Genomic DNA, 3,272 nt, shown 5'->3' with positions numbered 1-3,272 from the left:
CATACCTACGGCAAGGCGATGTTAATGCGGATTGAAGAGATTTTTGAAGAGTATAAATCTTCCTAGGATAAAGCAAAACGCATAATATCAAGGGTTTTAAACACTTGATATTATGCGTTTTCTGATGTTAAAGACTTTCTACCAGGTTTTTTGAAGCATAATTGTTAGTTGTAGTCATTTATTATTCTTCAAAGAAAAATGGTGGGGCGAATTTTTTCAGTTCTTCAAAGCACTTTTGAGCAGCATCTGCATCTTCACAGATGATAAGACAGACATCATCACCACAAAGGGTAGCGATAGCGTCAAGGAAGCTCAAAGCATCAATGATAGAACCAAAGGATTGAGCCAGTCCAGGAAGGGTTTTTAGTAGGACTTGGTGTTGAACTGGGCGCATCAAGACAAGGGCGTCTTCCATGTAGAGTTCGAGACGTTTTTCCCATTTTGAGATGGAACCATTGTTAAGAACATAATAAGCGCTATCTTCTTCGCGGACTTTTGATAGGTTCATATTTTTGATGTCGCGTGAGAGGGTTGCCTGGGTCACTTGAATGTCGTTCTCAGCAAGAAGGGACTGCAATTCAGCCTGTGTATGAATCTTGTTTTTTGCAACAAGAGCGCGTATGAGTTGGTGGCGGTGCTCTGATTTATTCATAATAATGTAACTCCTTTTAGCAAGGTATGGTAAGCGTGGACTGAGCGAGGTCGACAGTCAAGTAGTAGTCGGTATTGTCACGGATGGTGATTTCAAAGTCAGTCGTATAGAGGACTAAACGAAGAGTATCTCCTTCTTTTAGATTGTAAATAGTTGGTTGCAGTTCAAATTGCACATCCATCCATTCATCTGCAGTAATATCCTCTACTAACAGTAAATCATTTCTATTTTGTAAATTAAGGTAACCTTTTGTCACGACTCGTTGTGCATCTGGTCTAAATGGCAGTTCACAGAGATTTTCCAGCATATGATAGCGACCGTTGTCAATGGTTCTAGCACTTAAAACAGCTGGATAAGGCTGTAAGTATTTCTTTTGACCAAGTTCCAGTAATTGAGCAGATAAAAGCCCCTTGTTTGTGCTGGATTTGATATGAAGATTGAGCTGAGCGCGACCGTTTAAATGAATGTCCTTGGTCACAGGAAGGTCAATAGTAATCTGATTAGCTTTCCCTTGATAGAGTTCTGTATTGAAGGTTTGGTAGGTCTTACCATAGCGCTCAAAATCCTTATCTGAGTACTGGTTTTGAATAACTTGCTCTTCTTGACCAAGTGAGAAGGTTTCAAAGTTCTCTTGCTCTCCAAAGGTATCAAGTGATAACCAAGTCTGAGGAGCGGTATTGTCCTGCCAGATAATGGTCGGAAGCTGAAAATCTGTTTCCTGTCCTAGTAATTTCTTGGTCAATAAGGCATTTATGGATTCACGGAAGTCAATTGACTGCCAGTTGTTCATGTAAACATGGGCACCATTATGGAAAAAGAGATGCTTGTGTATATGAGTAGGAAGAGCATGGAACATCTGGTAAACATGAAGTGGTTTGACATTCCAATCCTGTGAACCGTGGGTAAAAACAACCTCTGCTTTTACATTATGGACATTGAGCAGATAGTTGCGATCATGCCAAAACTGGTTATAGTCGCCAGTCTTGCGACCCAGTTGCTCTTTTACTTTTTCTAAGTCAGCTTGGTGAGCTTCATTGCCACGGATATAGTCGCCAGCCAAGAGATTACGAGAGTAGGTTAGTTCAGCAAGGGAGTCAAAGTCCTCACCTGGATAGCCACCTGGGCTAGTCACCAGACCGTTTTCTCGGTAGTAGTTGTACCATGAAGAAATTCCAGCCTCAGCAATGATTACTTCTAAACCATCAACACCTGTAGTGGCAAGGCCGTTTGACATGGTACCTAGATAGGAAAGTCCAGTTGTAGCTACTTTTCCGTTTGACCAGTCAGCTTTGACTTGACGCTGGCGCGTATAATCGGTAAAGGCACGGCAACGGCCATTAAGCCAATCAATGACATTTTTATAAGCCTCGATTTGCTGGTAGTCGCCATTAGTCATGAAACCAGTAGAGTCTCTGGTACCAACACCTGAAACATAGAGATTGGCAAAACCTCGTGGAAGGAAGTAGTCGTTGAGTGTATAGCTAGAGTTGATGTGAGTTAGCTTTTCCTCAGCTTCAGCCACAAGCTCAGCTTGGCCTTGAGATTGGACGAGATTGAGTTGAGGTTCCTCTAGTTCAATCTTATGAGCAGGCTTAACCTCGAGATTGCCCTCCATCTTGTAGAGAGCCTTGTCACTAGCCTTGTCATTGGTTCCCTGATGATAAGGGCTGGCTGTCATGATGGCAGGGATTTGGCCCTCATAACGAGGACGAATAATGTTAACCTTGACTAAGTCTGGTAGACCTTTTTGGTCGGTATCGACACGAGACTCCACGTAAACGACTTCACGAATGATATCATGGCTAGAAAAAGTAGCCAAACTCTTGCCGTTAAAGTAGTGGTAGTCATTATCCTCTGGAATAAGACCGTCACTGACAAGTTGGTCGATAAGAGTATTTCCTTTTTTGGTGCGAGTATTGAGTAACTGATAGAGATTTTCAAGCAAGTCACCGTATACAATAGGAAATCCAGTTTCTTTACGAAAAACGTCACTGTCTTCGAAGTCAACCAAATAAGAAAAGCCTAAAAGTTGAAAAGCAACAGTATAAAAAATATCCGCTGTCAGTTCATCTTCTGATTGACAAAATGTCAGCAGGTCTGTTTTTTTATCAGCTGCTAGGATGGAAAGTGGGTAGTTGGTGTCTTGATAAGTGAAAAAGAAACGACGTAAAAAGGTTTCAAGTGAGTCTTTGTGATTGGCTGTATTTTGTAAATCAAAGCCATATTTTTTTAGTTCAGATAAGATATTTTCTTTTGGGAAAGTGATATAACTATATTGATTAAAACGCATAGAACCTCCATATAGAATGATAGTTAAGGTTATTATATCAAAAAAAAAGCAGAAAGGGAATTGTTAACTGCAAAAGGAAATAATCCAATAAAAATGAATAAAGTGCTAAATTCAATATAGAGAACAGTGTAATAATAGATATAATTGGGTATAATATAAAAATTCTAGGAGATTTATATTGTATGTTTTCTATTTTTTATATATAATATAGTATAAATATAAAAACGATGACAAAAATACAAATGAATAGAAAGTAAATTAGTAAGCTGATGAAATTTTTCTCAAGAGAAGCCTTTTATAGGTGAAAATGGTATAATCCCGACTTTATCA

General features: G+C 39.4%; 2 protein-coding genes. Both read right to left on the bottom strand.

Annotated features, from left to right (window positions below):
• Window positions 1–181: 181 nt before the first annotated feature.
• The gene (locus HT669_RS10510; protein WP_172922224.1) at window positions 182–652 is read right to left on the bottom strand and encodes an arginine repressor; all 471 of its coding nucleotides are present in this window, start codon (window positions 650–652) and stop codon (window positions 182–184) included.
• A gap of 16 nt (window positions 653–668) precedes the next feature.
• Entirely contained in the window at window positions 669–2,942 is a 2,274-nt protein-coding gene (locus HT669_RS10505; protein ID WP_054388265.1) for a Xaa-Pro dipeptidyl-peptidase, read from the bottom strand.
• Between the last annotated feature and the right edge of the window lie 330 nt (window positions 2,943–3,272).

The sequence above is a fragment of the Streptococcus sp. 2100 genome (assembly GCF_013276335.1).
GTDB lineage: Bacteria > Bacillota > Bacilli > Lactobacillales > Streptococcaceae > Streptococcus > Streptococcus pseudopneumoniae.
Note: the sequence above shows the minus strand (reverse complement) of the source record. Positions and strands in the feature narration are given on the sequence as shown.